Raw genomic sequence first — 25,233 nt, forward strand, 5'->3', positions numbered from 1 at the left:
AGCCAACCAGGGTAGTGGCTAAATCGTTACGTCACCGATGCAATAGCCCTCAGCGGTCGCGACAACCGTGAAAGTGCGCGTCCGCGTGCCCCCGGGTGAGGTGGTCACAGGGACGTGAACTGCCAGGTAGTCGCCACGAACCTGCTCGGATCGTAGCTCCTCGCCGGTGTAGGAGGTGACATTGCCTACTTTGCCCGAGTCGCCTGTCAAGGGGGCTGCTACGAGGTTGCCGGTGCCCTCGGGATCCCAGCTCGCGGGCGAGGCCTTGCAGGTCAGCGGATGGTCTGCTTCGATATCTGCCGCGTTGAGTGGTTTGCCGGTGGCGCGGGCGAGGTAGCGGCGCACGGTGTGGCGCGCGTCGGCGTCGTCGTAACCGGGCTCGACGCCCGCCGCGGATACCCGTCCGCAGGCATATCCGGATGCCACGGATTCGCGGTCGACGGTGACGGTGACGGTTCGGTTACGCCAGGTCACGGTATCGGCGGTCGCGGTGCCCGGCGTGGCCAGGGCAGCCAGCACCGCCTGGGGATCGGCGTACATCTCGGCGACGGTGGCAGGCGGGATGGTCCAGCAGTTGTCCTGGAGTTCTTTCACCGTGCCGGTCTGTAGGTCGGCGGCCCAGCGGCGCACGGCGGTGACGGCGTCGGCGTGGCCCGCGACCGCGCCGACCTGGGGTGCGTCGGCGGGGAGCGGGCTGTTCGGCGCCGGTTCGCCGGGTGCGATGGCCTGGGTCGCCGTGGTCGTCGGCGCCGCGGCGGCCGTGGTCGATGCGGTAGTGGTCGTCTCGACCGGATCGCCCGGGATCCCCGACACCGAATCGCACCCGGCGACCAGAGCCGCGGCGACGGTCAGGCCCGTGACCAGCGCGTAGGCGCGGTGCGGGCGGGTCAGGGCAAGCTGGGCGCGTTCCACTACGACGTTCCTCGATTCCTAGGTCGTGGCACCCGCCTGTGACGACGGCGGGGGAGTGACTGTCGGGGCGAGCGGACTCGCCGGGGTGTAGACCGGTGTGCGCGAAGCGGATTCGCTGCGCGGGCGAACGCCGCGATTCTACGGTCACGGCCCGCGCCGATGGCACCCCTGCCGATGCGGAGATCTACGACTACGCTTGCGTACTTGTGGAACCCCTCTACTTCTCGATCATCGGCGTGGCCCGAACCCTGTTCTTCCTCGAAGGTCTGAAGTTCACTGTCAAGGGGGCGGAAAACATCCCCGCCACCGGCGGCGCCGTGCTGGCGGTCAACCACACCGGTTACATGGACTTCACCTACGCGGGTCTGCCTGTGCGCACCCCCCGTCGCTACATCAGGTTCATGGCCAAGCAGGAAGTGTTCGACAACAACATCTCCGGCCCGATCATGCGCACCCTCAAGCACATCCCGGTCGACCGCACCGCGGGCGCCGACTCCTACCAATCGGCGGTGCAGTACCTGCGCGACGGCGAGCTCGTCGGCGTGTATCCCGAGGCCACGATCAGCCGCAGCTTCGAGATCAAGGAATTCAAGTCCGGCGCGGCCCGCATGGCACTGGAGGCGGGTGTGCCGATCATCCCGATCACCATCTGGGGCGCCCAGCGCGTCTGGACCAAGGGCTTCCCCAAGCGGCTCGGCCGCACCAACACCCCCATCTCGATCGCCGTCGGCACCCCCATCCAGCCCTACGAACCCGCCGCCGACCTCACCGCACAGCTGCGCTCCACCATGCAGGAAATGCTCGCCGACCTGCAAGAATCCTATGAGCACGAGCCCGGCGCCTACTGGGTCCCGAAACGGCTCGGTGGCAGTGCCCCTTCCCTCGAAGAGGCCACCGCTCTCGACGAAGCCGAAGCGGCCGAACGTTTCGCCCGCAAGGCCGAGAAAACGCAGGACACCGAGGGCTGATATTTCGGCCTCGGGCGGGCTTACGCTCGAGAGATGACCACCGCGGCGGAGTTGAAGGCCCTGCAAGCTCCGGTGAAACAGCGCTACCGGGACGACCCGGCCGCCGCGGTCACCGCCCTGCGCGGCGCCGGTTCGTTCGCCGACCCCGGCATCACCTGCACGGTGCGGACCTTCGCCGGCCCGGTCCGCGCCGGACTGCACCGCGCCACCGGCGGTGACGGCGCCGACGCCTGCTCGGGCGACATGCTGCTGGAGGCGGTCGCGGCCTGCGCCGGGGTGACCTGCCGCAGCGTCGCCACCGCGATGGGCCTGCCCATCACCGGCGCCGAGGTCGAGGCAGCGGGGTCCTTCGACGCCACCGGCACTCTGGGCATCGATCGAACCGTGGAGGTCGGGGTTTCGCCGATCGCCGTGACGATCACCGTCACCACCTCGGCTGCTGTCGACGACGCCGCCCTGGTCAAGCTCGGCGAACTCACCGAGCGCTACTGCGTGGTCGGTCAGAGCTTGCGGAATCCGCCGACTGTCCGGGTGGTGAGCGCTCCGGCGCCGTGATCGCTACTGTGCCCGTTCGGCTCGCGTGGCTGTCGCATGCGATGTGGCGGATGCCCGCGGAGGCGGACTCAGCGCGGAATCCGGCAGCGGGTCGGTGCCGGTAGCTTGCCGCGAAGGTAGGCGGCGGGTGGGACGCCCATGAGGGTGCGGAAGTCGGCGGTGAGGTGGGACTGGTCGTAGTAGCCGGTACTCGCCGCGAGGTGTGACCAGGGGGTGTCGCCCGCGTAGGAGAGGACCCGCCGCAGGCGTTGAATGCGAGCGAAATGCTTGGGGGACAGGCCGATTCCCATGGTGAACAGGTTGCGCAGCTGGCGCTCGCTGACAGCGAGGCGCGCGGTGAGTTCGGAGAGTGCGGGGGCGTTGTCGGCGGTGAGCGCCGAGATCGCCTCGCGCAGCACGATCCGGTGCGCCCGATCGGTATCCGATTCCGAGATAGTGTGCGGCAGTAGATCTTCCAGGTGGGTTATCGCGTGTGCGGCGGGCACGCCCGTCAGTTCCGTCGCGAAACCGCCCAGCGGACCCGGCAATTCGTCGAGACGAAAGACGCGGTCGGTGAGTTCGCCCGCGGTCACGCCGAGCAGCTGGCGGGTCACGCCCGGTTCCAGGCGCAGCCGCACGCACCCGGCGGGCTCCTCGGGTGTCGAGTAGGACGCCTTCGTCTGCGCGCCGACGACGAACGCGCTACCGCGACCGGACTTTTCGGTGCGCAGGACGACCGTGGTGGTCGCGACGGGCGGATGCGCGAACGGCTGAGCGAGGTCGTCGAACAGTGGCGTGCTGGTGAGTTCGGTGAGCCACGGGCGCAACGATTCCGGTGTCGTCACGGGCGTCTCGATGTGCGCCGAGGTCAGATACTCCACCTGGTCGACTGTAGGCGGCGCGGGCCGGGATGTCCGTGCCGATTTCTCCTATCTTCGCAGGCAGCGCGGCGGCCATGCTCGTTCCATGATCCTGATCACCGGTGCGACAGGCACCATCGGAAGCGACATCGTGCGACAGCTGGCAGCCGAGGGCGTCGCCGTCCGGGCGGCGACCCGCGACCCGGAGCGGGCAGGGTTCCCCGCCGGGGTCGAGGTGGTGCGGGTGGACTACCGCGACCCGGCGACGTTCGGACCCGCCATGACGGGCGTAGCGGCCGCGTTCCTCGTCGGGATTCCTGGCCCGGACAGCACCGGCACCGATGCCGAACTGGTGGCTGCCGCGCGAAAGGCCGGTGTGCGGCGAGTGGTGAAGCTGTCCGCGGTCGGTACCGGCGACCCACGTCTCGGCGTGCCGGGTTCCTGGCATGTGCCAGGGGAGCAGGCCGTGCGCGACTCCGGCTTGCAGTGGACGATTCTGCGCCCCAATACTTTCGCGTCGAACACGTTCAGCTGGATCGAACCCCTCAGCAACGGTCACCCCGTCCCGAACCTCACCGGCGACGGCAGGCAGGCCGTGGTCGACCCACGCGATGTCTCGGCGGTCGCCGCAGCGGCGCTGCGCTCGAACGACCACCACGGCCGTATCTACACCCTGACCGGCCCCGACCTGCACACGGGCCGCGACCAGGCCGCCGTTCTCGCGCGGGTTCTCGACCGCCCGATCGCCGTCACCGACATCGCCGAAGCCGATGCCCGCGCGTTCATGGTCGCCGCGGGTCTTCCGCCCGCTTTCGTGGAAGGCTCACTGATCGGCCAGTCCTTCATCCGCGGCGGCCACAACGAGCTCGTCACCGACGACATCGAACGCGTCCTCGGCAGACCACCCCGCGGCTACGCCGCCTGGGCCGCCGACCACCGCGCCGCCTTCGCCCCCGTCGTCGCAGGCGGCGCGTTGAAGCCGAGCTGACCGGGCAGGGTCCGGTGCGTGGCGGCGCACCGGACCCGCCGCTCAGTTCATGGTCAGCACCCACGACCCGTTGCAACCCCTGCGGGTGTTCATGTTGCCGTCGTAGACCCAGTTGAACCTGATCGGCGGGTTCGTCCGCACATTCCAATTCCCGGACGGTGAGGTGACCACCTTGCCGTTGCGTATCAGCACACCGACCTGATCGTGGTTGAACAGCCACTTTCCGCCACTGGTCGGGTAGTTCAACCGGACCGTCACCTGCCCGCCGGTGTGGTTCTGCACCACCAGGCACGAGTTCGGGTCGGAACGGTTGACCGCGTACTCCCCGAACCCTTCGTCCTCCACGTTCTCCCCACTGTCGGTGTACTCCACCGGGTCGGTGAAGTCGGCGTGCGCCGGTCCGGCCCCCAACACGGTCAGCGCCGTCATCGCGACGCCCGCCGCGATCATCCCCAGAGACTTCACAGTCGTTCCTCCCATGATTCCCGCGGTCACGACCGCCTGCGAAAAACCTTCCCCCGCAGCCTTTTCCGCATCCTTGCGACCTGCTTAACGACGCCCGCCGATGCGGGGTCTCACCGCCGCCCCGGGTGATGAGTGAGCCCGGATTTCGTAGTTCGGGAGTTTCGCGCTAAAGTTCGTACTCGCACGACGAAGTCACCGGCGCTCGCCGGATCGGTTTCGGAGGGCACGCGGATGTGGCGCAGTGGTAGCGCATCACCTTGCCAAGGTGAGGGTCGCGAGTTCGAATCTCGTCATCCGCTCAACGAAAAGCCCGGCCATCGTGCCGGGCTTTTCTCATTCCCGGTGCCGGTCGAGGCGTGGGTGACGCAGCGCAGGCAGAAACTCGCCGATCAGGGTTCGGCGCCACCAGATCCGTTCGCGGAACAGTTCGGCGGGTGTACTGAAGTGGTACTCGTACAGCCGGGCGCGCACGTAGTGCGGCGGTGCGTCGGGGAAGGGGCAGCGCCGCAGTAGGCGCAGGGTATCGGGGTCGTTGTCGAGCAGCCGGATCGCCAACGGCAGTGCCCACGATCGCGCGTAGGCCGGCGACAGCGCGGCGAACCACATCAACCAGTCCAGCCGCAGGTGATAGGGCGCCCACTGGCGCGGACGGTACCGGGGGTCGCCCGGTTTGCCCTTGAACTCGTATTCGCGCCACACCGTGTCCGGCGTGAGGTGGGTGGCGTCGGTGCCCTCGAGCACGATCTCCTGGCGGACCCGGGTGATGCTGCCGAACGCTCCATAGGTGTTGACCAGGTGCAACGGGTCGAACGAGGCGTTCATCGCCTGCTGTGCGGAGAGGAGGTTGCGCACCGGCCAGAAGCTCAGCACCACCACCATCGCGACGAAGGCAACGACCGCGCCGAGGAACCATCCGGGCGGCTCGGCCACCGGCGGCGCGTCCGGCAGTACCGGGTACGCGCTGACCGCGGTGGTTGCCAGCAGCAGAGTCACCCAGTTGAGCCAGGCGAAATTGCCGGAGAGCACCAGCCACGACTGCGTGACGATGATGATGCCCGCCGCGACGCTCGCCACCGGCTGCGGCGCGAACAGCCCGAACGGCACGATCAGCTGCGCGACATGATTGGCGGCGACTTCCACCCGGTGCAGTGGCCGGGGCAGATGGTGGAAGAACCAGCTCAGCGGACCGGGCATCGGCTGGGTCTCGTGGTGGTAGTACAGGCAGGTCAGGTCCCGCCAGCACCGATCGCCGCGCATCTTGATCAGCCCGGCCCCGAACTCCACCCGGAACAGCAGCCAGCGCGCGGCGAACAACACCAGCAGCGGCGGCGCGACGGTGTCGTTGCCGAGGAAGATCGCCAGGAACCCCGCCTCGAGCAGCAGCGATTCCCAGCCGAACGAGTACCAGGTCTGCCCCACGTTGACGATCGACAGATACAGCGCCCACAGCAGCAACCACAACGCCATGGCCGCCCACAGCGGCACCAGATCGGCGACACCGAGCGCGACCGCCATCGCGAGCACCGCACCGAACCAGGCGATGCCGGCATAGAACCGATCGGAGTAGTGCAGCTGGAACAGGCTGGGTGACCGGCGGAACGGCGTCCGGGCCAGGTATCGCGGGATGGGCAGCATCCCGCGCTCACCGAGGAGCGCGCGGAACTGTAGTGCCGCTGTCAGGAAGGCGAGGGCGTAGATCACCGCCAGGCCACGCTGGAAGATCAGCCTGCCCTGCCAGTACTCCGGTGCCGTGAACCACTCCATGCGTGTGCTCCCGGTGGTCGACGCCCGCACCAGGGGAGTACCCGCGATCGGCGCGACGAAAATCTAGGGCCGCTCGAGTCCGGTGCCGCTGACCAGCGCGCCGCGCAGGTCGGGCTCGGTCCAGTGCCCGGCGATGCCGGGCCACACCCGCAGATAGTCGACGATGCGATCCAGATCCCAGCCGTGTGATTCGCGCAGCCCGGCGCCGATCATCGTCAGATATCGGGCCGAGGGCCGTCGCAGGGCCACGGTTTCCGGATCCCACGGTGAGGTGAAGGTGAGGACGGGAATCCCGTCGTGCGTCCCCGCGTGCACCACCGTCTCGTACCGACCCGGCCCGAGCCGCACCGCACCGTCGGCGAGGACCGGCGCCGGATCGAAGTCGATCGCCGGACTTCGATACATCTCCTGCGCCAGCAGGTCACCGAACTGACCGACGGTCAGCAAGTATCCCCGTGCCGCCGCGCCGACCGGCCTGCCCGCCGCCGGGCGCGCGGCATAGAACCCGACCCCGCCGGTCCACACGGGGCTCTGCCAGGCGAAATACAGACTTCCCGGTAGGTCGAGCGGTGCGACGGCGGCCGGTGCGGACCGGTCACGGAACCCCGGATAGGTGTGGTCGGTTCCGGGCGGGGTGCCGCCTTCGCGGTAGTAGGCGAACCGCCGCGCGTGCATGTTGGAGCCGTACGCGGCGTACCAGACGTGCTGAGCTGTCGTCACGGGCTCACCTCGGGTGGGTCACGGTTCATGAGCGCAGGAAACGAATCCGCTTCTGCTGTCGATTCTTCCTTCGAATGGGGTCGGACATCGAGGGGAGAGATCATGAGATCAGTAATCACGGTGGCCGCGCTGGCGGTGCTCGCCGGTGGGCTCGCCGCGTGTGACGGTGCGTCCACGCCATCGCGCCTTCCGGTGACCACCCAGCCCGCGGATCAGGGCAACGCTTCGACCGTCGCACCTGCCTCCAACGAGCCACCCACCGCGCCCGGCACCGGCCCGAGTCCGGCCGACCTGCCCACCCGCGACGACGCCACCGTCGACGCCCGCGACTACCAGCAGCGCAACAACTTCTACTTCCAGTCGCCCACCGGCAACATCCTGTGCGGCTTCGTCGAAGAGGGCACCCTCGGCGTCGGCTGCCAGCTGGCCGACACACACGTGATCCCGCCCGAACTCCCCACCTGCGACAACTCCCCGGCCCGCAAGGTCGCCGCCCACATCTACGGCGGCACAGCGGAATTCCTGTGCACCAACCAGGGCTTCTTCGTCGGCGAGCCGGTGGACGGCACCACCAAGGGCGGCGGAAAGACCCTGAACTACGGCGACACCATCATCGTCCGCGGCGCCGCCTGCACCTCCACCCAACAGGGCGTCCGCTGTGACGCCGGCGGTCACGGCTTCTTCATCTCGGCAGACCAGCAGTACCTGTTCTGACTCCGATCACCCGACAGAAACAGCGGCGAGGTCCGTAGATCTACGGACCTCGCCTCTTGCCGACGGTCTACTGCGCGGTCGACTTGAACCGGCGCAGGCGCAGGCTGTTGCTCACCACGAAGACCGAGCTGAACGCCATCGCGGCGCCGGCCAGCATCGGGTTGAGCAGGCCCGCCATGGCCAGGGGAATGGCGGCCACGTTGTAGGCGAAGGCCCAGAACAGGTTGCCCTTGATCGTGGCCAGGGTGCGCCGCGACAGGCGGATCGCGTCGGCGGCGGCGCGCAGATCGCCGCGGACGAGGGTGAGGTCGCTGGCCTCGATGGCGACGTCGGTGCCGGTGCCCATCGACAGGCCCAGGTCGGCCTGGGCCAGGGCGGCCGCGTCGTTGACGCCGTCACCGACCATGGCGACGACCTTGCCCTCGGCCTGCAGCCGCTTGACGGTGTCGACCTTGTCCTGCGGCAGCACCTCGGCGATGACCTCGTCGATGCCCACCTCGTCGCCGATGGTGCGGGCCGCGCGGGCGTTGTCACCGGTGAGCAGGATCGGCGTCAGCCCGAGCTCGCGGAACTGCGCGATGGCCTGCGCCGAGCTCGGCTTCACCGCGTCGGCGACAACCAGCACGCCACGCGCCCTGCCGTCCCAGCCGATCGCGACCGCGGTCTTGCCTGCTGATTCCGCTTCCGCCAGCGCGGTTTCCAGCGCCTCGGGCAGCGGTTGTGACCAGTCGGCCAGCAGTCGCGCCCGGCCGACGATCACCGCGTGACCGTCGACCACGCCCTGCACACCGAGGCCTTCGACATTGGCGAAACCCTCCACCGGCAGCAGGGTGCCGAACTCGTCGCGTGCGCCCTTGGCGATGGCCTGCGCGATCGGGTGTTCCGACGAATCCTCCAGCGCACCAGCGAGTTCCAGCACCTTGCTGCCGAGTTCGCCCTCGGCGGGGATCACGTCGAGCAGCGTCATCTTGCCGGTGGTGACGGTGCCGGTCTTGTCCAGCACGATGGTGTCGACCTTGCGGGTCGATTCGAGCACCTCGGGTCCCTTGATCAGGATGCCCAGCTGCGCGCCGCGTCCGGTGCCGACCATCAGCGCCGTCGGGGTGGCCAGGCCGAGGGCGCAGGGGCAGGCGATGATCAGCACTGCCACGCCCGCCGTGAAGGCGGCGGCGATGGATCCGCCGGTGCCGAGCCAGAATCCGAGGGTGGCGACGGCGAGCGCGATGACGATCGGGACGAAGATGCCGGAGATCCGGTCGGCCAGCCGCTGTGCCTGTGCCTTGCCGGTCTGCGCGTCCTCGACGAGCTGTGCCATCTGGGCGAGCTGGGTGTCGGCGCCGATCCTGGTGGCGCGCACGACGAGTCGTCCACCGACGTTCACGGTGGCGCCGGTGACGCCATCGTCGACGCCGACCTCCACCGGCACCGACTCACCGGTGAGCATGGACGCGTCGACCGCCGACGTCCCCTCGGTGATCACACCGTCGGTGGCGATCTTCTCACCCGGCCGCACGACGAACTCGTCACCGACGGCCAGCTGTTCCACCGGAATTCGCGTCTCGACGCCGCCGCGAAGAACCGCGACATCCTTCGCGCCGAGCTCGAGCAGGGCCCTCAGCGCCGCGCCCGCCCGTCGCTTCGATCGTGCCTCGAAATACCGCCCGGCCAGGATGAACGTGGTCACGCCCGCCGCGGCTTCGAGGTAGATGCTGCCGGTGCCGTCCATCCGCGCGATGGTGAACTCGAACGGGTGTTTCATGCCCGGCGTGCCCGCCGTGCCCCAGAACAGCGCGTACAGCGACCAGCCGAAGGCCGCGAGCGTACCCATCGACACCAGGGTGTCCATGGTGGCGGTGCCGTGCTTCAGGTTGGTCCACGCGGCTTTGTGGAAGGGCAGCGCGCCCCAGATCACGACCGGTGCGGCCAGCGTGAGCGAGAGCCACTGCCAGTTGGTGAACTGCAGCGCCGGGATCATCGCCATCGCGATCACCGGCACGGTGAGCAGCGCCGACACGATCAGCCGAGTGCGCAGCGAAGCCGTCGGGTCGGCGTCGGCGACCGGCGTTTCGTCGGTCTCGGGCTTCTTCGGCGCGGGGAGTGCCGCGGTGTAGCCGGCCTGCTCGACGGTGGCGATCAGCGCCTCGGGGGAGACGTCACCGGTGAAGTCGACGCGTGCCTTCTCGGTCGCGTAGTTGACCGTGGCGGTGACCCCGTCGAGCTTGTTGAGCTTCTTCTCGATCCGGTTCGCGCAGGAAGCGCAGGTCATGCCACCGATCACCAGTTCTACCTGGCCGGTGCCCGGTGGGTGTGTCACGGCGGTCATGGGGTGCTCCTTCGTTCCTGATAGCAATTCTTGCTGAGCGATCACGGGTGAAACAGGTGGGGTCAGTGGCCGTGGCCGGGGGTGCCGTGGTCGGCGGGCGCGCTGGTCGGGGCGGGGTTGCTCGCACCGGTGGCGTTCGGCGTGGCGACCCGCACCGTGAACTCGGCGGTCCGCACCACGCCCTGGTGCTGGAAGTCGAGGAACAGGCGATAGTCGCCGGCGCTCGGTGCGTTCACGATGAAGTCGATGCCGGGTCCGGCAGGGGTGACTCCGTCGCCGGGCGCGCCCTCGGGATGAACGTGCAGGTAGGCGAGGTCGGCGGCGCGCAGGGCCACCAGGTGACCGTAGGCCCCGAGGTAGGGCTGCAGGTCGGTGACCGGCGTGCCGTTGCGGCTGACCGAGAGCGTCACCTTCGACGCGGTGCCGGGGGCGACCGTGCCGTTCAGCGCGACCGTGTACTCGCCGACCTGCGCGGTGGCGGCAGGGGCGGGCAGTGCCTGCACGTCGTAGGTGCCCGCGACCCGCAGATCGGCGCCGAGCGTCAGGTTCGACCCACCCTCGGGGGTGAAGTCGGCGTAGACGCGGTAGTCGCCGCCCCGGCTGAGGTTCAGCGGAACTGTCCAGGTTCCGGCCGGATCGAGGACCGGGTGGACGTGCTGGAAGCCCGCCATGTCGCGTCGGACCACGATCAGGTGCAGGTCCTTGTCGTGGCTGTTCACGTACTTCGTCACCGGTGCGCCGTTCGCGTCGAGGATGCGAAAACTTGTCGGCGACTGCGGTGCGGTGGTGGTGTTCGGCTTGTCCAAGGCCAGCGTGTAGCCCTGGTCGGTGGCGAGCAGCCCGCCGGGGAGATCGGCGGACGGTGCCGCCGCGGTCGAGTGCTCGCCGTGCCCGGCCGGTTCGGAAGGTTGCGGACCGACCAGGGCGCCTGCGGCCAGAGCGATCCCGAAGACCGCCGCGAGGCCGAGGGTGAATCCGGCGAACTTGCCTGTTGCGTTCATCGGGATGCTCCGTATCCGTTCAGTCTGCGAGCTGGAAGCCGGCCGCGGCTACGGCGTCGGCGAGGGCGGTGCGTTCGGGCTCGGTGCCGTCGATGGTTACCGAGCCCGCGGCCAGGTCGACATCGACGCCGGTGACGCCGGGTAGGGCGCCGACCTTGTCGCGGACCTTGTTGACGCAGCAGCCGCAGGTCATACCGGTGACGGTGACGGTGGTGGTGCTCATGGAACTCTCCTCGTTTCGCTCTCGATCATTACCATACCCCCCTAGGGTACTTTGTCAAACAGTCGCGCCGGCCTTGTCGGCGGCCGGGGTCCGCATGGTCGCCGCGGTGATGCCCGCCCCTGCCAGGGCGAGCACACCCGCCACCAGGAAGGCCGCGGAATAGCCGTCGGTCAGTGCCGAGGTATCTCCCAGTTCGCTCGCGCCGAACGCGGCGGCCACCGCCGTCATCGCGGCCAGTCCGAGCGCCGAACCCACCTGGTAGCTGACGTTGACGATGCCCGAGGCCAGCCCGCCTTCCTCGGGTCGTGCCGCCGAGATAGCGGTGCCGAGCGAGGGAATGAAGGCCAGCGACATACCCCCCGCCGCTATCAGCGAGGCGGGCAGCACGTCGATCCAGAAGTTGCCGGTCGGCCGCACCAGCGACATCACCCCGAGGCCGAGACCGAGCACGATCAGACCGGTGACGATCATCGGCTTGGCACCGAAACGCTGCATCGCCTTCGGGGCGAGCACCACCATGCCGAGCATGATCAGCGTGGTCATCGGCAGTAGTGCCGCACCCGACGGGAACGCGCTGTACCCGAGCACCTGCTGCAGGTACAGGTTGAGGAAGAACCACATCGGCACCCACGCGGCGGCCAGCGCGAACTGGGCGAAGTTGGCGGCGGCCAGGTTCGGTGCGCGGAAGATGCTCAGCCGCATGAGCGGCTCGCCGCGCCGGGACTGGATGGCGACGAAGCCGGCCAGCAGCGCGGCGGCCAGTGCCAGCACACCCCAGGTCTCGCCCGAAGCCCAACCGACCTCCGGCGCCTGCACGATCGCGTACACCGCGGCCGCCAAACCGGCTGTCACAGTGACGGATCCGGCGATATCGATGGACCCCTTGCGCGCCGGAGCGGCGGGCATCAGCAGCGGCACGGCGATCAGCGCCAGCACGGCGATCGGAATGTTGATGTAGAAAACCCAAGGCCAGCTGATGTATTCGGTGATCACACCGCCGAGGAACACGCCCGCGGTGCCACCGGCGGGCGCGGCCGCGCCATACACGGCGAGCGCCTTGGTGAGCTCCTGGGGCGAGCCGCCGAACAGCATCATCAGCAGCGTGAGCGCGGAAGGCGCGATCAGCGCCGCACCACCACCTTGGATCGCTCGGCCGGCCAGCTCGACGCCGACAGTGCCCGCGGCACCGGCGATGACGGAGCCGACGCCGAGCACCACCCAGCCCGCGGCGAATACCCGGCGAGCGCCGAGTAGGTCGGAGAGCCTGCCGCCGAGCAGCAGCAGACCGCCGAACGCCACCACGTAGGCGTTGAACACCCACGTCAGATTGCCCGGCGTGAATCCGAGTTCGGCCTGCATCTTGGGCAGCGCGATCCCGATGATCGAGGTGTCCATGATGACCATGAACTGCGCGGCGGCGATCACCGCCAGCGCCCACCACTTCCGGGTGGATTGCGATTGCGTAGTCACGACTTTCGTCCTTTCGAGCGGGGTGTGTCCCGTGCTCGGTACCATACCCCCCTAGGGTATTAATGTGTCAAGCAAAAACCCGGCTCGCGTGATGGTGCGAGCCGGGTCTGAGTGCTGCCCCGAGGTGTGCCCTGGGATTTAGCCGGCGTGGAGGTTGCGCGCCGTGGGGGAGGTCGGTGTCGTGGCCGGGTCGGGGGCGGTGCCGAGGAGGCGGTCGGCGGTGCCGGAGGTGGTCACGGTGAACCAGTAGTGCTCGTTCTTGTAGTGGTGGTGGCGGTGGTTACGCCAAATAGCCCGGTACAGGGCACGTTTCGGCTTGTAGTCGGTGTGGATCAGGTAGTGCGTCCACTCGTAGAGCAGGCCGAGTGTGGTGATGGTGAGCAGGAAGGTGAGGCCGAGGCCGGTGCGGGGGAAGGCCAGTAGGGCGATCGCGACCAGGGCGACGATCGTGAGCAGCAGCGACTTCGGCGGGATGAAGATCAGCGGGATGTCACGCGGGTCGACGTGGTGCTCGCGGTGTTTGCGGGCCAGCTCGCTGTCGAGAGTCAGCGGGCCGAGATGCCGTGGACGCCAGTGCAGCACGGTGACGTGGATGATCCACTCGATGAGCGGGAACGCGGCCAGAATCACCACGGGGACAAGGGCATCGGTGAGCTGCCAGTCGCCGATGGCGATGCGGGTACCGGCCGCGACCACGAAGACCGCGGCGATCATCCAGGGTGACGGATGCCGGAGGAATTCGCGGGCCGCCTCGCTCAGGGGCATGCTGCGCCGGATCGACCGTGGCGAGCCTCGGTCAGGAGTTCGGCGGGTTTCGGTCGCACGGGATTCTTCGGAGTCGTGCGACGTCGTTGTCGGACGGTGATCGGTCATGTCATTCCTCGGGTGGATCATGCCCCGTCGAGGGCATGGATCAGGGCGGTGGTCGCCGGCCCGAGCAGTGCTCGAGCGGTGTCGGCGGCCCGTTCCGGCTCGCCCGCGGCGATCGCGGCGGCCAGGTCTCGATAGGCGACGCCATTGCCCACCTCGGCGGACATGATCGGCGCCAGCGCGGCCAAGGCGGGTTCGTAAGCGGCGCGCAGCATGGAATACATCAGCCGGAAGGCGATCGAATCGGCGAGGTCGAGGATGTGGTCCCAGAATTCGAGGGCGATCCGTTGCTGGGTGAGTGGATCCGATTCGGCGACAAGGGAATCGACGGATTCGCCCAACAGTGCGAGGTCGCTCGCGACGCGCGAATCGTCCGCGCCGCGCGATCGAACCCGCGCGGCGGCCAGCTCGGCGATCTTCGGCCCGTTGTGCAGCCGCGCCTCGAGAATGCTGCGAGCGACCGCGGGATCGATCGAATCACCCCGAAGCAGCAGTCGCGGAAGCACTTCCAGTCCGGCGCTGCGCCGATAGTCGAGAACGGTCGTCGCCTCGCCTTGTCGAACGGCCACCAGCCCCGCCGCGGCCAACCGCTGCAACGCCTCCCGCACCGCGGGCCGCGACACCCCCAGCGCCTCGGCCAGCTGCCGCTCACTCGGCAGCGTGCTTCCCGCCGCCAATTCCCCGCCCAGCACTTCGGCGGCGATCTGTTCGAACACATCACCGGAAACCGAGCGCTTCACCACGGGAGTCCATGCCATACCTCGATGATGCGCCATCGGAGGTAAGAGGTCAAGTGGTCAGACCAGTTGGATCACGAAAGAAGGGTGGCAAAGCTACCTGGTGGTCTAGCTGGGGTCGGAGCCCCGGATGGCGGAAAGCCAGGTGAAGGTGGCGGCGGCGACCGTCGTGGTGGCGACGAACGCGCCGATTCCGCCGTTCATGACATAGACCCACAGCAGGCCGACGAGGGGAGCGCCGACCGCCTGCTGAATATCGAGGACCAGACGGCGGGCGATCCCGAACGTGGGCGGATCGATAGGGCGGGAGGGATTGTCCACGAGCTTGCCCGCCGGCTCGGTGGTGCGCACACGCCCCGAGGGGAAGAATCGCGTGTCCCCCGCGCGGATGGATCGGGCGGTCAGCTCCAGCTCGGCCGGATTGAGCGTCGACAGCGCCGGCTCATAGAACACCGGCTGCCACACCATCCGATCACCACTGCTGATCTCCAGCCACGACCGGCTGACCAGCCGATACTGCTGCCGAACCCGCCTACCGCGCACAGCCCCTGTCGCAACAAGCCCGCTCGGGAAAACCCCGAAGGCAAGTCCGCCTTGATACGCGGTATAGGCGAGTACGGCGAGAGCGACCACGGCGAGCGCACTCAGCTGATCGACATCCGCGAACGGCACCCACACGGCGATCACCGCGAGGGTGCCGCTCGTGACGAGCAGCGGATAGGTGAGTGCGCGCGCCGGGCCGTCGCTCACTTCAGGAAGCCGACCTTGGTGTAGTCGGCGGTGGCGAGCCCGAACGCGCCGTAGTTCGCGAGATTCTCCCGCACCGCATACGTTCCCGAAGCCTGGTTCAGCGGAATCGAATAGCCTTCGGCGAAGATCATCTGATCGCACTGATTGGCGAGTTCGCGCGCCTTGTCGGGGTCGAGTTCGGCGATGGTCCGCTCGATCAGGGCATTGAGCTCCGGCGAACCGATCCGTGCCTTGTTGGACTGCAAGTTGTTCGGATCATAGGCGTAGATCTGCGGCAACGCGCCGAGCGGGAGATAGCTACCGCCCCAGCTGAATTGCGCCAGCTCGAAATTTCCCGGGTCGATTACGTCCTTGAAAAGTCCACTACCCGGCACAGTTTGGATGTTCAGCTTCACCCCGATCTGTGCCAGATTCTGCTGGACGATCTGTGCGGTCTGGACCCAACCGTCCTGCTGGTACATCACATCGCGGATCTCGAGGCGGCGGCCGTTCTTCTCACGCACGTCGCCGTTGAGCTTCCAGCCCAGGTCGTCGAGCATTTTCGCGGCCGCGGTCGGGTCGAAGGAGATGGGTGCCGAATTATCCTGGTACCCCTTCTGCCCGTTCATGAAGATGTGGTTGTTGAGCGGCTTCGGATCGTCGACTACGCCATTCTGGGACGCGTTGACGATGCCCTGACGGTCGATCGCTTTGGAGATAGCGATTCGCACCTGCGGATCTTCGAGCAGTGAACCCGGCGCGCCGTTGAACGTGATGTGTGACCAGCTGGGCTCCGGCGTGCGCCGCAGCACTACGCCGGCGGCCTGCTTCGCGCCGGTGACATTCTCGATGCCTGACATGTAGGCGATGTCGAGTTCGTTGTTCTGGATCGCGGGCAGCCACGCCGAACTGTCGAGCACGCTGAAGGTGATGGTGTCGAGCTTAGGGGTGGCGCCCCACCATGCCGGATTGCGGCTCAACGTGATTCGGTTCTGTCCACGATCGATCGCGCTGATCTGGAACGGGCCCGCGCTCACCGCGAGCCCGTTGCGATCACGGTCGTTGAACGCGGCGGCGGACTCGGTGGTGGCCTTCGGATACAGCGGACTGAACTGACCCTGCCATTCGGCATAGGGCTGGGAGAAGGTGACGATCGCCTGCCGGTCGTCGACACCGCGCTCGACCTTCTCCACCCGCTCGAAGCCGCTGGTGGCTGTCATCAGATACGTCGTGTCACGTCCACTCAGCGCCGCCGCCTGCGAACGCATGTCCTCCCAGGTGATCGGCGTCCCGTCGGTCCACACCGCCTTGGGATTGATCGTGTAGGTGACCTGCTGCGGGTTGTTGCCGGTGAGCTGGATATCGGTGAAGTAGTCGTGGTTGATCGCCAGTTCCCCGGCCGCATTGCTGGTGTATGCCACGGGCAACGTCGGTTCGATCACGTCACCGGTGCTCTCGGTGCCGCCGTCGACTTGCAGATAGTTGAACGACTCCGGGAACGAGCTCAACACCAACCGCAGATTGCCGCCATCACGCAGGTCCGCCACATCGTGGGGGTTGATGTCGTTGGTGCTGCCGATCGTGGCGGTGCCCGGTGTAACGGCGTTGTCGGAGGAACAGCCTGACAGGATCAGGCCGACCGCCACGCACGGAATGGCGAACTTGGTACCCAGCGAGCGAATTCGCATGGTGATCCTTCCTTTCCGCGCGTGGCGGAGAGTTACTTGACGAAGCCGACCTTGGTCGCATCTGTCGATGCGAGACCGAAGGCACCGTAGTTGGCTACCGTAGAGCGCACCGCAATCGCGCCGGGTGACTGCACGATGGGGAGTGAGAACCCGATATCGAAGATCATCCGGTCGGCCTTGTTGGCGAGCTCGATGGCCTTTTCCGGGTCGAGCTCGGCGATGGTCTCTTCGACCAGCGCATTGAGTTCAGGGGTTCCGATTCGGCCCTTGTTGCTCAGCCGGTTGTTCGGGTCGTAGGCGTAGATCTGCGGCAATACGCCGAGCGGCAGAATGCCACCGGACCAGCTGAACTGGACGATATCGAAGTTGCCCGGGTCGACGACGTCTTTGAACAGACCGTTACCCGGCACGGTGCGGATATTCAGCTTCACACCCACTGCGGCCAGATTCTGCTGAGCGATCGTGGCGATCTGCACCCAGGCGTCCTGCTGGTACATGACGTCGGTCAGCTCGAGCTTTCGCCCGTTCTTCTCCCTGACCTCACCGTTGAGCTTCCAGCCCAGGTCGTCCAGCATCTTGGCGGCTGCAGCAGGGTCGTAGGACAATGGGGCGGAGTTGTCCTGGTAGCCCTTCTGGCCCTTCATGAAGATGTGGTTGTTCAGCGGCTCCGGCTTCTCTACCAAGCCGTTCTGGCGTGCGTTCGCGATCGTCTGTCGGTCGATCGCCTTCGAGATCGCGACCCGCAATTGCGGATCCTCGAGAATCGCACCCGGGGCGCCATTGAAGGTGAAGTGCGAGTAGGTCGTCGATGGCGCGCGCCGCACAACCAGCCCCGGCGAACCGGCCGCAGTCTTCACTTCCTCGATGCCGGAAATGGAAGCCGCGTCGAGTTCGTTGTTCTGCAGGGCTGCCATGCGCGCGGAGTAGTCGAGCACGGCGAAGGTGATCGTATCGAGCTTGGGCGTATTGCCCCACCACTTGGGGTTGCGATTCAGCGTGATGCGCTGTTGGGCGCGGTCGATCGCGCCGACCATAAATGGACCTGCGGATACAGGCAGACTATTGCGTGCCCAGTTTTCGAACGTGGCAGGTGATTCGGTGGATGCCTTCGGATAGAGCGGGTTGAACATGCCTTTCCACTCGGCGTAATGCTTGGCGAAGGTGACCACGGCCTGGCGATCGTCGACGCCGCGCTCGACCTTCTCCACCCGGTCGAATCCGTCGGTGCCGCGGACCTGGAACGCGACGTCCTTGCCGCTCAGTGCCTGTGCCTGGGAGCGCATGTCCTCCCAGGTGATGGGAGTGCCGTCAGACCATACTGCTTTCGGATTGATGGTGTAGGTCACCTGTTGCGGCGCGGTGCCGGTGAGTTGGATATCGGTGAAGTAATCGTGGTCGACCGACAGCTCACCCGCCGCGTTCGCCGTGACCGTGCCCGGCAGCGTCCATCCGACGACTGCCGAGACATCGGCACTCGCGTCCACATGGTCCGAATTGAAGGTTTCAGGGAAAGCAGTCAGCGCCAGGCGGAAGTTGCCACCGTCCTGGACTTCACTGACATCCTTGGGATTGATGTCGTTCACGGCACCGATGGAATCTGCGCCGATCTGCGAACTGTCATCGGACGCACAACCACCAATCGCCAACGTCATAGCGAAAACGGGCACCGCGATGCGGAAACCTGCCTGGCGGAGCCGCCTGGCGTACGTAGCTGTGGTCATTTCGTGAATCCGATCTTCGTGTAGTCGTACGTTGCCAACCCGGGGGAGCCGATGTTGGCGAGGGTGGTGCGGGCGCCGAAGCTGCCGTCGGACTGCATCAGGGGGAGGGAGTGGCCTTCTTCGAATACCTGGCGGTCGACCTGGTTCGCGAGGGCGATGGACTTTTGCGGATCCAGTTCGGTGAGTGTGCGTTCGATGAGCGCGTTGAGTTCAGGGGATCCGATGCGACCGAAGTTGCCTTGGAGGTCGTTCGGGTCGTAGTAGTAGATCTGGCGCAGGCTGGCGAGGGGGAAAGGGTCGCCCTGGAAGATGAACTGCGCGGCATCGAAATCGCCGGGCTGGATGACATCGGTGAAATAGCCTGTGGCGGGCTTGGTATCGATGGTGAGTTCGACGCCGATGGTGGCCAGGTTCTGCTGGATGATCTGCGCGATCTGGACCCAGGTCGGATCGTTGTACATGACGTCGCGGATAACGAGCTTGCGACCGTCTTTGGTACGGCTGTCACCGGTGCGGACCCAGCCGAGGGCATCGAGTTCGCGCGACGCTGCGTCCGGGTCGTAGCCGAGGCTGTTGTCCTGGTAGCCCTTTTGGCCCTGGAGGAAAACGTGGTTGTTCAGCGGCCGGGGGTTTTCGACGAGTCCGTTCTGGATGGCCGAAACGATGCCCTGCCGGTCGATCGCCTTCGAGATCGCCACGCGGACAGCTGGATCGGCGAGAATCGAACCGGGCGCGCCGTTGAAGGTGATGTGGCGCCAGCGATTACCGGGAGCCCGGCGGATGACCAGGTTCTCCGTGCCGCCGACTGTCTTCACGTCGTCGATGGTGGCGAGCTGGGCGAGGTCGAGTTCGTTGTTCTGCAAAGCCTGTACCCACGAGGTGCGGTCGAGCACGCTGTAGGTGATGGTGTCGAGGACCGGCTTGTCGCCCCACCATTTCGGGTTGTGGCCCAAGACGATTCGGCCTTGCGATCGGTCGGTGTTCGTGACGGCGAACGGACCAGCCGTGAGGCTGATCGCATCGACGAGGCTGGTGTTGAAGGCTTCCGGCGTGCTGGTCACCGACTTGGGGTACAGAGTGCTGTTACCCGCGAACTGGCCCCGCCAGTCGGCGAAGGGCGTGCTGAAGGTGAGGACCGCCTGGCGGTCATCGGTGCCCCGCTCCACCTTCTCGACGAATTCGAAGCCGTTGGTGATCGCGATCAGGTAGCGCTTGTCCCGGCCGCTGAGCGCGTTCGCCTGGGCGGCGATATCTTCCCAGGTGATGGGCGAACCGTCCGACCACACCGCACTCGGGTTGATCGAGTACGTCACTTGCATCGGGTCGGTGCTGGTCAGCGCCACATCGGTGAAATAGTCGGTGTCGACACTGAGCTGGCCCGCCGCATCGATCTCGAAAGAGCGCGGCATCATCGGGCGCACGATCTCGGCGATCTCGGCTTCGTTTCCGTCGTTGGACAGCGTGTTCCAATTCGCCGGGTACGAGGTGGTCGCCAAGCGCAGGTTGCCGCCCTCGCGCAGTTCATCGACACCCTTGGGGTTGATGTCGCTGGTGGACCCGATCGCATCGCTCAGCCCGGTCGCGGACTCGTTGCCACTCCCACAACCCGCCACGATCATCCCGGCCGCCACCACCACGGCAGCACATCGCAATCGGGCCCTGCGGCCTGCTTGCATTCGACGGGTTCTCATGGCGCCTCCTCTTTCGGCTGGACCGACGTTCTCAGCCGCTGACGACGGGTTCCGGTACGGCCGCGATGAGCGAGCGCGTGTATTCGTGCTGCGGATCGGCGAAGATCTGCTCGGCCGGACCGGATTCGACGATCTTGCCCTGCAGCATCACCGCGATGTCGTGGGCGAGGTTGCGCACCACCGACAGGTCGTGGGAGACGAACAGGTAGGACAGTCCGTGCTCGGCCTGGAGGTCGCGCAGCAGGTTGAGGACGCCGGCCTGGATCGACACGTCCAGCGACGAGACGGGCTCGTCGAGGACCAGCAGCTGGGTGTCGAGGGCCAGCGCGCGGGCGATGCTGATGCGCTGCTTCTGGCCGCCGGAGAAGTCCGAGGGGTAGCGATCGGCGTGCTCGGGACGCAACCCGACCTGCCGCAGCAACTCCGGCACCCGCCGGTTGACCTCGTCGCGTGACCGGCCGTCGATGCGCAGCGGCTCGGCCAGGACGTCGAAGATCGGCAGGCGCGGGTCCAGCGACGAGCTGGGGTCCTGGAAGACGATCTGCATCCTCCGGCGGATCTCGCGGGTGCGCGCCTTGGTGAGGGTGGCGACGTCGTTGCCGAGCACCTCGATGCTGCCCGACTGCGGGGGCGCCAGGTCCATGATCTGCGACAGGGTGGTCGACTTGCCCGAACCGGATTCGCCGACCAGCGCCAGGGTGCGGCCCGCGCGCACGGAGAAGCTGATGCCGTCGACCGCGCGGACCTCGCCGGTGCGGCGGCGCAGCAGCACCCCGGAGGTGAGGGGGAAGGTTTTCACCAGGTCGGTGACGCGCAGGACCACATCGTCGTCGGTGCGGTCGGGGTGCGCCGGGGCCGGGATCTCCTTGCGGTAGGCCTCGAAGAGCTGGTGCGTGCCGACCTCGGCGGTGCGGATGCAGGCGACCGAGTGACCGGGGCTCACCTTCTCCAGCGGAGGTTCGGCGGCGGTGCAGTCGCCGATCGAGACCGGGCACCGTGGCGCGAACGAGCAACCGGGCGGCAGGGCGTGCATGGCGGGCGGGGCGCCGAGGATGGGAATCAGCGGGGTGCGCGGCGGGCCGTCCATGCGCGGGATGGAGCCGAGCAGGCCGACGGTGTACGGCATGCGCGGCGCCGCGAAAAGTTCTGCGACCGGTGCGGTTTCGACGACCTTGCCCGCGTACATCACCGCGACCCGGTCGGCGACGGTGGCCGCGATGCCCATGTCGTGGGTGATCATGATGACGCCCGCGCCGGTGATATCGCGCGCCTTGCGCAGCAGCGCGAGGATCTGGGCCTGCACCGTCACGTCGAGCGCGGTGGTCGGTTCGTCGCAGATGATCAGCGCGGGATCGTTGGCGATGGCCATGGCGATCACCACGCGCTGTCGCATACCGCCGGAGAACTCGTGCGGGAACGCCCTGGAACGGGCCCTGGCATCGGTGATGCCGACGAGTTCGAGCAGCTCGATGGCCCGCTCGCCTGCCTCCTTGCGGCTCATCTCGCCGTGCGCGAGCAGGGCTTCCGCGATCTGATCACCGATCCGATACACCGGTGTCAGCGCGGAGAGCGGATCCTGGAACACCATGCTGATCGAGGAACCGCGCAGCTTCGACATCTGCTTGTCGCCCAGGCCCAGCAGTTCGCGGCCGCGCAGGCGCACCGATCCCTGCACCCGTGCCTGGTCGGGCAGCAGGCCGATCACCGCGAGCGAGGACACCGACTTGCCCGAACCGGACTCGCCGACGATGGCGAGCACTTCGCCGTCGGCGACGGTGTAGTTCACCCCACGCACCGCCTCGACGCGGCCTTCCTCGCCGGGGAACGAGACCCGCAGGTCGGTGACCTCGAGCAGGGGTGCGGTCGACGCGGTCATCGCTTCTCGGCTTTCTTCAACTCCACCTGCGCCTGGTCCTTGTGCTCGGCGACCTCCTTGCGCGACTTGCGCGCACCGCGGGCACCGGGGTCGAACGCGTCACGCAGGCCGTCGCCGACCAGGTTGGCGGACAACACGATCGTGATCAGCAGGCCACCGGCGAACAGGAACAGCCACGGATAGGTGAGTGCCGATTTGGTGCCCGCCGCGATGAGTGAACCCAGCGAGACGTCCGGCGGCTGCACACCGAAACCCAGGAAGCTCAAACCGGTTTCGGCGCCGATCGCCGCGCCGACGGCCAGTGTGGTGTCGATGATCAGGATCGAGGCGATGTTCGGGATGATGTGACTGAGGATCACCGTGCGAGTCGGTGCGCCCATATACCGCGCGGCGCGGACGAATTCGCGGTCACGCAGACTCAAGGTGAGGCCGCGGACGATGCGCGCGGCGATCATCCAGCCGAAGACGCTCAGCAGCACGATCAGGATCGCGATCGATCCGGATCCCTTGGTGCGCGGCGCGAACAGCGCGATGATGATGAAACTGGGGACCACCAGCAGCAGATCGACGAACCACATGATCGCGCGGTCGGTCCAACCGCCGAGCAGCCCGGCCACCGCACCCGCTGTCGCGGCGATGACGCTGGAACAGATCGCCACGCAGAAGCCGATGATCAGTGACTTCTGCAGGCCGCGCATGGTCTGGGCGAGCACGTCCTGACCGATCTGCGTGGTGCCGAACGGGTGCTCGAGGCTCGGCGGTTTCAGCAGCGCCTTGTAGTCCATCTGCTGGTAGTCCCACGGCAGCAGTGGCGGCAGCGCGAAACTGGCGACCAGCAGCACCACCAGGACCACCGCGCCGACCACGGCGGGCTTGTTGCGCAGGAAACGGCGCCACACCAGTTTGCGACGCCCGGCGGCGGCGACCTCGGGTGCGCCGACGGCGATGAGTTCGGTTTCGGTCATGAGACACGCACCCTCGGGTCGAGCAGGGCAAGGACGACATCGGAGAGCAGGCCCGACACCAGCACCACCAGGCCGGCGAACGCCGTCACCGTCACCACGACGTAAAGGTCCTGGGCGTTGATCGAATCGACCAGCCATTCGCCGACACCGTGCCAGCCGAAGATCTTCTCGACGAAGGTGGCGCCGGTGATCAGGCCGCCGAGGCTGTAGGCGAACAGGGTGGCCATCGGAATCAGCGCCGTACGCAGGCCGTGCTTGTACAGGGCGCGATTACGGCTGAGGCCTTTGGCTCTCGCTGTTCGGATGAAGTCGCTTTGCAATACGTCGAGCATGGCGTTGCGCTGGTAACGGCTGTAGCCGGCCATGCCGTAGAGCGCCAGCGCCAGGGTCGGCAGCACCAGATGTTGTGCGCGGTCGACCATTTCGTTCCAGAAACCGTTGACCTGAGTGGCCGACGTCTCGCCGGTGTAGAGGAAGATCTGTGAACCGGTCATCGTATTGATCTGCAGCGCACCGTATTTCAGCAGTGTCGCCAGCAAGAAGATCGGTGTCGAGATGATCAGCAGCGACAGCACCGTCGAGAAATAGTCGCTGAACTTGTACTGCCGGATCGCCCCCGCCGCACCGATCAGCACACCGAGCACGGTGCCGATGACGGAACCGAGAATCAGCAGCCGCAGACTCACCGCCACCCGCCTGCCCAGTTCCTCGCTTACCGGCTGCCCGGACAGGGTGGTCCCGAAATCCCCTTGCACGACGCCGCCGAGCCAGGTGAGATAGCGCTGGGGGATCGGCTCGTCGAGATGCAGCTGGTCGGCCTTCGCGTCGATCACCGACTGCGGCGGGCGTGGGTTGCGCTGCTCGAGGCTCTCGAGCGGGTTGAACGTGAGTGATGCGAGGCTGAACGTCAGAAATGATGCCAGCAGAAGGAGCACAACGTAGTTGAGTGTGCGCCGCAACAAGAAGCCGGTCATCAGTCCCCTCTGGATCGGGTAATCAGGCCCTGATCATAGGGACAGTCCGGCGTCCCCGCGTGGCGACGTGCGGCAGGATAGATGGGATGACGCACCTGCACCCGAAACCGCTGCTGGTGGCCAGCGACGTCGACGGCACCCTGATCGACGATTCCGACAAGATCTCGGCGCGCACCAAGGCGGCCGTCGGGGCCCTCGTCGCCGACGGCGCCACCTTCGTGCTCGCCACCGGCCGCCCGCCGCGCTGGATCGACCCGGTCGTCAGTGAGCTCGGGTACGCACCGCTCGCCATCTGCGGAAACGGCGCGGTCATCTACGACAGCGCCACCGATCGGGTGCTGTCGAGCCACACCCTCGACGTCGAGACCCTGAGCTGGCTGGCCGACATCGCCGAGCACGCGCTGCCGGGTTGCGGCCTGGCCACCGAGCGGGTCGGGGCCAGCGCGCACGACGCCGTGACCCCGCAGTTCGTCAGCTCACCGACGTACGAACACGCCTGGCTCAACCCCGACGACACCGTCGTCTCACACGCCGAGGTGATCGACTCACCCGCGATCAAAATGCTCATCCGGCTCAGTTCGGCCCGCAGCTCCGACATGCGCGCGGCGCTGGCCCCGCTGATCGGCGACCGCGCCGAGATCACCTACTCCACCGAGAGCGGGCTGATCGAGCTGGCGGTGCCGCAGGTGACGAAGGCGTCCGGGCTGGCCGAGGTCGCGCGCCGGATCGGCGCCGAACACTCGTCGATCGTCGCCTTCGGCGACATGCCCAACGATGTCCCGATGCTGGCGATGGCCGGGCACGGCGTCGCGATGGGCAACGCCCATCCCGAGGCCCGGGCCGCGGCCGACGAGGTGACCGGCAGCAATATCGACCACGGTGTGGCGATGGTCCTCGAACGCTGGTGGCGCTAGCCGAGAGCCGCACCCCGTATGTCTCTACCCGAAGGGGCCCGCCCTGATCTGGACTGAGTGGAGGGTGCGACGAAGGAGTGCCCGGAGGGAGGGAAGATCAGGGGCCCGAAGGGCCCCGCTCGAGCG

General features: G+C 67.2%; 23 protein-coding genes and 1 tRNA gene. 6 read left to right on the plus strand and 18 right to left on the minus strand.

The window, feature by feature from the left end; all coding sequences use genetic code 11:
• Window positions 1-18 precede the first annotated feature (18 nt).
• Entirely contained in the window at window positions 19-912 is an 894-nt protein-coding gene (locus ACWGCN_RS02530; RefSeq protein ID WP_452459467.1) for a hypothetical protein, read from the minus strand.
• Window positions 913-1,118: 206 nt separating this feature from the next.
• Here ACWGCN_RS02530 and ACWGCN_RS02535 point away from each other — a divergent pair, with 206 nt between their 5' ends.
• Window positions 1,119-1,880, plus strand: coding sequence for a lysophospholipid acyltransferase family protein (locus ACWGCN_RS02535; protein ID WP_378989458.1), 762 nt, complete (start codon window positions 1,119-1,121; stop codon window positions 1,878-1,880).
• A 33-nt stretch (window positions 1,881-1,913) separates the two neighbouring features.
• Entirely contained in the window at window positions 1,914-2,435 is a 522-nt protein-coding gene (locus ACWGCN_RS02540) for an OsmC family protein (RefSeq protein WP_378989460.1), read from the plus strand.
• Window positions 2,436-2,503: 68 nt separating this feature from the next.
• On the opposite strand, the gene ACWGCN_RS02545 is transcribed toward ACWGCN_RS02540, so the two are convergent.
• Entirely contained in the window at window positions 2,504-3,295 is a 792-nt protein-coding gene (locus ACWGCN_RS02545) for an AraC family transcriptional regulator (RefSeq protein WP_387445984.1), read from the minus strand.
• An 85-nt stretch (window positions 3,296-3,380) separates the two neighbouring features.
• On the opposite strand from ACWGCN_RS02545, the gene ACWGCN_RS02550 reads away from it, so the two are divergent.
• On the plus strand, window positions 3,381-4,262 hold the full coding sequence (locus tag ACWGCN_RS02550; RefSeq protein ID WP_449966887.1) for an SDR family oxidoreductase: 882 nt from the start codon (window positions 3,381-3,383) through the stop codon (window positions 4,260-4,262).
• Between the two features lie 42 nt (window positions 4,263-4,304).
• Here the strand turns inward: ACWGCN_RS02550 and ACWGCN_RS02555 are convergent, their stop codons facing one another.
• Window positions 4,305-4,727, minus strand: coding sequence for a hypothetical protein (locus tag ACWGCN_RS02555; RefSeq protein WP_452459468.1), 423 nt, complete (start codon window positions 4,725-4,727; stop codon window positions 4,305-4,307).
• Between the two features lie 227 nt (window positions 4,728-4,954).
• On the opposite strand from ACWGCN_RS02555, the gene ACWGCN_RS02560 reads away from it, so the two are divergent.
• Window positions 4,955-5,026, plus strand: a tRNA-Gly gene (locus ACWGCN_RS02560).
• A 34-nt stretch (window positions 5,027-5,060) separates the two neighbouring features.
• Here ACWGCN_RS02560 and ACWGCN_RS02565 read toward each other — a convergent pair.
• Both ACWGCN_RS02565 and ACWGCN_RS02570 read right to left on the minus strand, forming a co-directional pair.
• On the minus strand, window positions 5,061-6,491 hold the full coding sequence (locus ACWGCN_RS02565; RefSeq protein ID WP_452459469.1) for a lipase maturation factor family protein: 1,431 nt from the start codon (window positions 6,489-6,491) through the stop codon (window positions 5,061-5,063).
• A 63-nt stretch (window positions 6,492-6,554) separates the two neighbouring features.
• Entirely contained in the window at window positions 6,555-7,211 is a 657-nt protein-coding gene (locus ACWGCN_RS02570; RefSeq protein ID WP_378989465.1) for a histone deacetylase, read from the minus strand.
• A gap of 102 nt (window positions 7,212-7,313) precedes the next feature.
• On the opposite strand from ACWGCN_RS02570, the gene ACWGCN_RS02575 reads away from it, so the two are divergent.
• On the plus strand, window positions 7,314-7,925 hold the full coding sequence (locus tag ACWGCN_RS02575) for a DUF6636 domain-containing protein (RefSeq protein ID WP_378989466.1): 612 nt from the start codon (window positions 7,314-7,316) through the stop codon (window positions 7,923-7,925).
• 67 nt (window positions 7,926-7,992) lie between these two features.
• Here ACWGCN_RS02575 and ACWGCN_RS02580 read toward each other — a convergent pair whose 3' ends face one another.
• From ACWGCN_RS02580 to ACWGCN_RS02640, 13 genes are all read right to left on the minus strand, one after another.
• Window positions 7,993-10,248, minus strand: coding sequence for a heavy metal translocating P-type ATPase (locus tag ACWGCN_RS02580; protein ID WP_452460085.1), 2,256 nt, complete (start codon window positions 10,246-10,248; stop codon window positions 7,993-7,995).
• 62 nt (window positions 10,249-10,310) lie between these two features.
• Window positions 10,311-11,249 carry a hypothetical protein gene (locus tag ACWGCN_RS02585; RefSeq protein WP_452460084.1) on the minus strand — a complete coding sequence of 313 codons (939 nt, stop codon included), beginning with the start codon at window positions 11,247-11,249 and terminating at the stop codon, window positions 10,311-10,313.
• Between the two features lie 19 nt (window positions 11,250-11,268).
• The gene (locus ACWGCN_RS02590; protein ID WP_101464960.1) at window positions 11,269-11,472 is read right to left on the minus strand and encodes a heavy-metal-associated domain-containing protein; all 204 of its coding nucleotides are present in this window, start codon (window positions 11,470-11,472) and stop codon (window positions 11,269-11,271) included.
• A gap of 54 nt (window positions 11,473-11,526) precedes the next feature.
• Complete coding sequence (locus ACWGCN_RS02595) at window positions 11,527-12,942, minus strand: MFS transporter (RefSeq protein WP_452460083.1); 1,416 nt, start codon at window positions 12,940-12,942, stop codon at window positions 11,527-11,529.
• A gap of 138 nt (window positions 12,943-13,080) precedes the next feature.
• Window positions 13,081-13,707, minus strand: a complete 627-nt coding sequence (locus ACWGCN_RS02600) for a sterol desaturase family protein (protein ID WP_379312214.1) — start codon at window positions 13,705-13,707, stop codon at window positions 13,081-13,083.
• A 125-nt stretch (window positions 13,708-13,832) separates the two neighbouring features.
• A complete protein-coding gene (locus tag ACWGCN_RS02605) occupies window positions 13,833-14,570 on the minus strand; it encodes a FadR/GntR family transcriptional regulator (protein WP_452460082.1) in 738 nt (245 codons plus the stop codon).
• 87 nt (window positions 14,571-14,657) lie between these two features.
• Window positions 14,658-15,299 carry a hypothetical protein gene (locus ACWGCN_RS02610; protein ID WP_452460081.1) on the minus strand — a complete coding sequence of 214 codons (642 nt, stop codon included), beginning with the start codon at window positions 15,297-15,299 and terminating at the stop codon, window positions 14,658-14,660.
• Window positions 15,296-16,966: an ABC transporter family substrate-binding protein gene (locus ACWGCN_RS02615; RefSeq protein WP_378989474.1), complete on the minus strand. Its 1,671-nt coding sequence runs from the start codon at window positions 16,964-16,966 to the stop codon at window positions 15,296-15,298. Before ACWGCN_RS02615 ends, ACWGCN_RS02610 begins: the two co-directional genes overlap by 4 nt.
• A 32-nt stretch (window positions 16,967-16,998) precedes the next feature.
• Window positions 16,999-18,687: an ABC transporter family substrate-binding protein gene (locus tag ACWGCN_RS02620; protein ID WP_452460080.1), complete on the minus strand. Its 1,689-nt coding sequence runs from the start codon at window positions 18,685-18,687 to the stop codon at window positions 16,999-17,001.
• Entirely contained in the window at window positions 18,684-20,378 is a 1,695-nt protein-coding gene (locus tag ACWGCN_RS02625; protein WP_387445976.1) for an ABC transporter family substrate-binding protein, read from the minus strand. Before ACWGCN_RS02625 ends, ACWGCN_RS02620 begins: the two co-directional genes overlap by 4 nt.
• A 31-nt stretch (window positions 20,379-20,409) precedes the next feature.
• Window positions 20,410-22,254 (minus strand): ABC transporter ATP-binding protein, encoded by a 1,845-nt coding sequence (locus ACWGCN_RS02630; protein WP_387445975.1) that lies wholly within the window; start codon window positions 22,252-22,254, stop codon window positions 20,410-20,412.
• On the minus strand, window positions 22,251-23,219 hold the full coding sequence (locus tag ACWGCN_RS02635) for an ABC transporter permease (protein ID WP_378989479.1): 969 nt from the start codon (window positions 23,217-23,219) through the stop codon (window positions 22,251-22,253). The genes ACWGCN_RS02630 and ACWGCN_RS02635 overlap by 4 nt, the downstream gene beginning before the upstream one ends.
• Window positions 23,216-24,193 carry an ABC transporter permease gene (locus ACWGCN_RS02640; protein WP_449966924.1) on the minus strand — a complete coding sequence of 326 codons (978 nt, stop codon included), beginning with the start codon at window positions 24,191-24,193 and terminating at the stop codon, window positions 23,216-23,218. Before ACWGCN_RS02640 ends, ACWGCN_RS02635 begins: the two co-directional genes overlap by 4 nt.
• Before the next feature lie 86 nt (window positions 24,194-24,279).
• Between ACWGCN_RS02640 and ACWGCN_RS02645 the strand changes: the two genes are divergently transcribed.
• Window positions 24,280-25,107 carry an HAD family hydrolase gene (locus ACWGCN_RS02645; protein ID WP_378637961.1) on the plus strand — a complete coding sequence of 276 codons (828 nt, stop codon included), beginning with the start codon at window positions 24,280-24,282 and terminating at the stop codon, window positions 25,105-25,107.
• The last annotated feature ends 126 nt before the right edge of the window (window positions 25,108-25,233 follow it).

The sequence above is a fragment of the Nocardia sp. NPDC055050 genome, from assembly GCF_053608345.1.

Excerpts from the sequence above, each read along its gene's own strand:
- ACWGCN_RS02625 (WP_387445976.1), bottom strand. The coding sequence starts at position 20,378 with ATGAGAACCCGTCGAATGCAAGCAGGCCGCAGGGCCCGATTGCGATGT.
- ACWGCN_RS02585 (WP_452460084.1), bottom strand. The coding sequence starts at position 11,249 with ATGAACGCAACAGGCAAGTTCGCCGGATTCACCCTCGGCCTCGCGGCG.
- ACWGCN_RS02590 (WP_101464960.1), bottom strand. The coding sequence starts at position 11,472 with ATGAGCACCACCACCGTCACCGTCACCGGTATGACCTGCGGCTGCTGC.
- ACWGCN_RS02640 (WP_449966924.1), bottom strand. The coding sequence starts at position 24,193 with ATGACCGGCTTCTTGTTGCGGCGCACACTCAACTACGTTGTGCTCCTT.
- ACWGCN_RS02575 (WP_378989466.1), top strand. The coding sequence starts at position 7,314 with ATGAGATCAGTAATCACGGTGGCCGCGCTGGCGGTGCTCGCCGGTGGG.
- ACWGCN_RS02635 (WP_378989479.1), bottom strand. The coding sequence starts at position 23,219 with ATGACCGAAACCGAACTCATCGCCGTCGGCGCACCCGAGGTCGCCGCC.
- ACWGCN_RS02550 (WP_449966887.1), top strand. The coding sequence starts at position 3,381 with ATGATCCTGATCACCGGTGCGACAGGCACCATCGGAAGCGACATCGTG.
- ACWGCN_RS02630 (WP_387445975.1), bottom strand. The coding sequence starts at position 22,254 with ATGACCGCGTCGACCGCACCCCTGCTCGAGGTCACCGACCTGCGGGTC.
- ACWGCN_RS02605 (WP_452460082.1), bottom strand. The coding sequence starts at position 14,570 with ATGGCATGGACTCCCGTGGTGAAGCGCTCGGTTTCCGGTGATGTGTTC.
- ACWGCN_RS02600 (WP_379312214.1), bottom strand. The coding sequence starts at position 13,707 with ATGCCCCTGAGCGAGGCGGCCCGCGAATTCCTCCGGCATCCGTCACCC.
- ACWGCN_RS02615 (WP_378989474.1), bottom strand. The coding sequence starts at position 16,966 with ATGCGAATTCGCTCGCTGGGTACCAAGTTCGCCATTCCGTGCGTGGCG.
- ACWGCN_RS02540 (WP_378989460.1), top strand. The coding sequence starts at position 1,914 with ATGACCACCGCGGCGGAGTTGAAGGCCCTGCAAGCTCCGGTGAAACAG.
- ACWGCN_RS02620 (WP_452460080.1), bottom strand. The coding sequence starts at position 18,687 with ATGACCACAGCTACGTACGCCAGGCGGCTCCGCCAGGCAGGTTTCCGC.
- ACWGCN_RS02645 (WP_378637961.1), top strand. The coding sequence starts at position 24,280 with ATGACGCACCTGCACCCGAAACCGCTGCTGGTGGCCAGCGACGTCGAC.
- ACWGCN_RS02565 (WP_452459469.1), bottom strand. The coding sequence starts at position 6,491 with ATGGAGTGGTTCACGGCACCGGAGTACTGGCAGGGCAGGCTGATCTTC.
- ACWGCN_RS02580 (WP_452460085.1), bottom strand. The coding sequence starts at position 10,248 with ATGACCGCCGTGACACACCCACCGGGCACCGGCCAGGTAGAACTGGTG.